Genomic DNA, 4,706 nt, shown 5'->3' with positions numbered 1-4,706 from the left:
TCACCCTCCAAGACGCAGCCCTCCTCATCACCACCCGCGGCCGCCTCATGCAAGCCCTCCCCCCAGACGGCACCATGACCGCCATCCAAGCCACCGAAGACGAAGTCACCCCCCTCCTGCACGGCCAGGCCACCATCGCCGCCATCAACGCACCCAACGCCCTCGTCATCTCCGGCGACCAGGAATCCGTCACAGCCATCACCAACGAACTGGCCGCAACAGGACGAAAAGTCAAACCGCTCAACGTCAGCCACGCCTTCCACTCACCCCTCATCGAACCCATCCTCGACGACCTCCGCCACACACTGGAATCAATCGAATTCCACACCCCCCGCCTGCCGATCATCTCCACCCTCACCGGCCAACCCGCCGACCCCGACCACCTCACCACCCCCGACTACTGGCTCCGCCACACCCGCGAAACCGTCCGCTTCCACCAAGCCATCCAGCACCTCCACAACCAAGGCCACACCACCTACCTCGAAATAGGACCCACCCCCCACCTCACCCCCCACATCAACCACACCACCATCCCCACCCTCACACCCACCACAAACGACACCACCACCCTCACCACCGCCCTCGCCCAACTCCACACCCACGGCCACACACCCACCTGGCCCACCAACACCACCACCCACACCCCCCTCCCCACCTACCCCTTCCAACACCACACCTACTGGCTCCACCACACACCACCCACCAACCCAGCCGGCACCGTCGCATCCGCAGGCCTCACCGACACAGACCACCCCTTCCTCAAGGCGGCCCTCACCTCTCCGTCCTCGGGTCGTACGGTGCTCAGCGGACGGGTGTCTTTGAAAGAACACCCGTGGTTGGCCGATCACATGGTCATGGGCAGTGTGCTGCTGCCGGGCACCGCGTTCGTGGAACTCGCACTGTATGCGGGGCGTCAGACCGGAGCGCCGCACCTCGCCGAGCTGACGCTGGACCAGCCGCTCGTCCTTGGTGAGAGGTCCGCCGCACACCTGCACGTGGAGGTCTGCGAGCCTGGTTCCGGCGTCGGCGGGTACCGTCGGGTGGAGGTCTTCTCCCGAGCCGAGGGCATGCCGCCCGAGGCCGCTTGGACCCGGCACTGCACGGGTGTGCTGACGGAGGCGTTCTCCGAAGCGGGCCGGACCACGGCTTGGCGGCCGGCGGAGTGGCCGCCGCGTGACGCGGAGCCGGTGGAGATCAGTAACTTCTACGCGGAGCTGGCCTCGACCGGACTGGGATATGGGCCCGCCTTCCAAGGACTCCAGACGGTTTGGCGGCGCGGCGACGAGTTGTTCGCCGCAGTCGGCCCGGTCGATATGCCCGGAAAGACAGAGAACCAGTTTCTCATCCATCCGGCCTTGTTCGACGCTGCCCTGCACACGACCAAGGCCGAGAGAGCTGACGGGGCCGTTATGCCGTTCGCCTGGACGGGCGTCTCGTTGTTCTCCGGAGGTTCAGCTGGCGTCGGTAAGCTGCGTGTACGACTCCGTCGGAACGGTCCGGGTACCGTCTGCCTCGACCTTGCCGACTCGTCAGGCTCTCCGGTGGCGACCATCGCGTCGCTGGTGGGACGCCCCGTGTCCGAGGGACAACTGCGGCAGGCCCGGGCAGCCCATGCCGAGGCGCCCTTCATTCTTAGCTGGGAACCGCTGCTCCTGAGCGGCGCCGTCAAACCCGAGTTGGAACACTGGCTATTCCTCGGAGACCCGCCAGCGGCCGCGTGGAACGCGCTCGCCGAATCCGGGCAGGTGCTGGTCACGGTCCACAGCGAGGCCCAGGAGCCAGTGGATGTCCTGGAAGCGTCCGAGCCGCCGCCAGACGCGGTGGTGTTCACCGTCCCGGATCCGGACGCGGACGCCGCCGATCCCGCGGAGGCGGCCCGCAGTGTCCTCGGCAGGGTGCTCGACGCCGTACAGAAGTGGTTGGAGCATCCGGACTCCGCGCGGACGCATTTGCTGGTGGTGACGCGTGGTGCGGCGTCCATCCAGGAAGCGGGAGCGGGGACGGATCAGGGTGTGCGGCTCGCGGCGGCCTCGGTGTGGGGCCTGCTGCGTGCGGCGCAGCTCGAGCATCCGAACCGACTGGTGCTGGTGGATCTTCCGGCAGACGCACAGGCCGAGGGACTCGTGGAGGCGTGGCGGGCTCTGCCGTCCGCAGTGTTCACCGGCGAGCCGCAGATCGCGTTGCGGTCGGCAGACTGCTTCACTCCTCGGCTGGTCCGTATGGACTCCCCCGCTCGGTCGGATCACGACACGTCACAGCCCTGGGGCGGCGGCACGGTATTGGTCACGGGCGCGTCCGGTGGCCTGGGTGGTCTGATGGCGCGGCGGCTCATCGCGGCGTACGGGGTCACGGACCTGTTGCTGGTGAGCCGCCAAGGTGCGGCCGCAGAGGGTGCTGAGCGACTGGTCCAGGAACTGGAGGAGTTGGGCGCCCGGGCTGAGTTCGTCGCATGTGACGTCTCTGACCGTGCCGCGTTGATGGACCTTCTGGCGCGGATACCTGCGGAGCGTCCCCTGTCCGCGGTGGTGCACTGTGCGGGTGTGGTCGCGGACGCCACCTTCCGTAGTCAGTCGGATGGCTCCCTCACGGGCGTGTTCGGTCCAAAGGCGGGCGCTGCCTGGCACCTGCACGAGTTGACCCGGGACCTAGGTCTGTCCGCCTTCGTTCTGTTCTCCTCGGCGGCAGGTGTGCTGGGATCTGCCGGCCAGGCCAACTACGCGGCGGCGAACGTGTTCCTGGACGCGCTCGCCGAGGTACGGCGTGCCGCAGGGCTGCCCGCTCTGTCTCTGGCTTGGGGCCCCTGGGACATCGACGGCGGTATGACGGCGACGCTCGGCGCGGCCGACCGTGGTCGGCTGTCGCGAGGCGGGATCGGCAGGCTTGGTGCGGACGAGGCGTTCGCGATGCTCGACCGGGCGCTGGCGAGTGACGTACCAGCTGTCGTTCCGCTTGTTCTGGATCGTGCGGTCCTCCAGTCCGCCTACGGTGAGCCGTCCGGATCCGAGGCACCGGCGGTCCTGCGCGGCTTCCTGCCATCCGCGATCCCTGGCTCCTCTGCCGGTGGCGGGTCCGTAGGCGGCCTGCGGGAGCGGCTGTCGCCGTTGGGCGCCACGGAGCGAGGCGCGCTGCTGGTCGAGATCGTACGCGCCGAGGCGGCGGCTGTCCTCGGTCACCCTTCCCCAGCGTCTCTCGACCCGCGCAAGGGCTTCCTGGATCTCGGGCTGGACTCGCTGACCGCGGTCGAGCTGCGTAACCGGCTCAATGCCCGGGCGGGTCTGTTGTTGCCCACCACGGTGGCCTTCGACCACCCGACGGTGGAGTCACTCGCCGGGCGGCTGGGCGACGAGTTGACCCTGGACGTGCCACCGGCGACGACCATCGATCCGTTGCTGGCCGAACTCGACCGGCTGGAAGCCCTCATCAAAGGCGCGGAGGGTCGCCCCCGGTCCGCCCGATCCAAGGGGTCCACCGGGACCACCGGGTCCGCCCAGGACGTCGCTTCGGGTGTCGGCGACGGCGACCGCACAACCCCGGGCGCCGGTCCCGGCACCGACCGCGATGCGGTGGCCGCGCGGCTCAGCACTCTGCTCGCCCTGTGGAACGGCGAACCCGCGCATCAGGCAGCTGCCAAACAGGACACCGCCGGCGAGGAGTTCCTCAACCCGAGTACGCCCGAAGAACTAATGCGCTTCATCGACCGCCACCTCTGATCCATTTCCACGCGCGGCCCGCTTCCCCGTCCCACTCGTTGACCCCAGGTGATACTGCATGGCACGCGAAGAAGAGTTGTTCGATTACCTCAAGCGCGTCACGGCCGAACTCCAGCAGACGCGTCGGCGTTTGGAGGAAGTGGAGAACCGGGACCCCGAGCCAGTCGCCATCGTGGCGATGAGCTGCCGCTACCCGGGCGGAGTCGACACGCCGGAGGCTCTGTGGCGGCTGCTCCGCTCGGGCGGCGACGCGATCACGTCGTTCCCCGAAAACCGGGACTGGCCGCTGGCCGATCTCTTCGACGCCGATCCGGACGCGCCGGGCACGTCGTACGTCCGTGAAGGCGGTTTCCTGCATGGGGCGGCGGAGTTCGACGCGGCGCTGTTCGGGATCTCGCCGCGTGAGGCGCTGGCGATGGACCCGCAGCAACGCCTGCTCCTGGAGACCTCCTGGGAGGCGTTCGAGCGGGCGGGCATCGACCCGTCGTCGCTGCGCGGCAGCGCCACGGGCGTGTTCACCGGGGTGATGTACAACGACTACGCATCCCGCTTCGAGCACGCGCCGCAAGAGGTGGCGGGGCACCTGGGCAACGGCAGCGCGGGCAGCATCGCCTCGGGTCGCATCTCCTACACGTTCGGTCTGGAAGGCCCGGCGGTCAGCATCGACACCGCGTGCTCGTCGTCGCTGGTCGCTCTGCACCTGGCCGCGCAGGCGCTGCTTCGCGGCGAGTGCACGATGGCGCTGGCCGGCGGTGTCACGGTCATGTCGACCCCGACGACCTTCGTCGAGTTCAGCCGCCAGCGCGGACTGGCCGCCGACGGACGCTGCAAGGCATTCTCCGCCGACGCCGACGGCACCGGCTGGGGCGAAGGCGTCGGCATGCTCCTCGTCGAACGCCTCTCCGACGCCCGCCGCAACGGACACCCCGTCCTGGCGGTGCTACGCGGCTCCGCCGTCAACCAGGACGGCGCCAGCAACGGACTCACCGCACCCAA

2 protein-coding genes are annotated in these 4,706 nt (G+C 68.9%); both read left to right on the top strand.

All coding sequences use genetic code 11. The annotated features are described in order from the left end of the window. A partial coding sequence (locus ABT245_RS45550; RefSeq protein WP_351746971.1) for an SDR family NAD(P)-dependent oxidoreductase occupies nucleotides 1-3,710 on the top strand: 3,710 nt, incomplete at its 5' end. Between the two features lie 58 nt (nucleotides 3,711-3,768). Beyond that, a partial coding sequence (locus tag ABT245_RS45545; protein WP_351746969.1) for a beta-ketoacyl synthase N-terminal-like domain-containing protein occupies nucleotides 3,769-4,706 on the top strand: 938 nt, incomplete at its 3' end.

It is taken from the genome of Streptomyces sp. NPDC001508, assembly GCF_040298665.1.
In the GTDB taxonomy this organism is placed as follows: domain Bacteria; phylum Actinomycetota; class Actinomycetes; order Streptomycetales; family Streptomycetaceae; genus Streptomyces.
This window is presented reverse-complemented; position numbering and strand designations above follow the sequence as displayed.